This is a genomic window from Serratia oryzae (assembly GCF_001976145.1).
Taxonomy (GTDB): Bacteria; Pseudomonadota; Gammaproteobacteria; order Enterobacterales; family Enterobacteriaceae; genus Chania; species Chania oryzae.
Genome location: NZ_MOXD01000051.1, coordinates 1 through 1076, shown reverse-complemented (window position 1 = coordinate 1076; position 1076 = coordinate 1). Strand labels below are relative to the sequence as shown.

1 protein-coding gene is annotated in these 1076 nt (G+C 49.3%); it reads right to left on the bottom strand.

Annotated elements, in window-relative coordinates:
• Nucleotides 1-153: 153 nt before the first annotated feature.
• Nucleotides 154-1076: PFL_4669 family integrating conjugative element protein (locus BMI79_RS22835; RefSeq protein WP_244157376.1), on the bottom strand; the 923-nt coding region annotated here is incomplete at its 5' end.

Sequence of the window (1076 nt, the reverse complement as noted above, 5' to 3'; positions counted from 1 at the left end):
CCACGCTCATGGCTGTCGGCTTTTTTACCCAGTGAGAGCAAGCCGTAGCTCATGTCGCTGACTTTCTTGTTCAACTCGGCAACATCGCTACCGGCACATCCCGTCAACAGAACGGCGGATAACACCACACAGGCAACATGACAGAAATGACGCTTACCCCTGACGCTCATCTTTATCTCCTTGTTTATCGATGCTTTCTTCTGCCTTATGATCCCTGGACGTATGTCGCAATCGTTCATGTAACAAGCGAAGACTTTCAGCATTAACCCGTGGGGAGAAGCGCGAGCGTTTTCTGCCCAATAGCACCTCACGATCTACCTCACCAAAATACTGCTGCGCCGGGGGTATGGTTTCCGTCGCCAACACAATATCTCTGCGGGTAATGGGGAATGAGCGGTAGTGCTGTGCCGCCGAGAATATTTTGCGAATTTGGTATCCCCCCTGGTACAGCCGATCGTCACGATGCTGCCGAGAGATAAACCCGTAATGGTGAGCCTGGAATAATTTCAGTGCCAGTTGGTCAAAGCCAACGAGAAGGTAAACGCAGCGGTATCCTAAAGGCGTATGACTGTGCACGCCAATATTCAGGGGGGACTTGGAAACAACATTGGACAACGAAATACCGCTGGGGAGCTCGGCTATCAGATCATTTGCCTCATCCAACAAACGCTGAACATTCTTGTGTGCTTCATCAATCAGTTTTTCAAGCTGATACATTACGGCATCCGCATAGGGATTATCAGCCAGGGAATCTCGGTTAATACTGGAAACCAGGCGGAAAAATCGCGGCATTCCGATGATGGTATCTTTCCTCGTCCCCCTCTCTCTTCCTTCCCAGGTACTGATCGCATAGAAGGTATGCAAATCAATCCTCAGTTCAGAATGTAGCGCACCGACTTTCTTACCGTCCTTTTTCTCCGCATTGTCAGTCATGACAGCCTCTATTCGATAGTTGACGCAGAGTGAGATAGTCAGAGAACGGTGGGTCTTCAAACAACGGGAAAGTATTTTCTCAACGGCGACAATTGATCTTAGCGACTGTTGCGCCCCGCAACACTGTATGATTTTTAGCCACT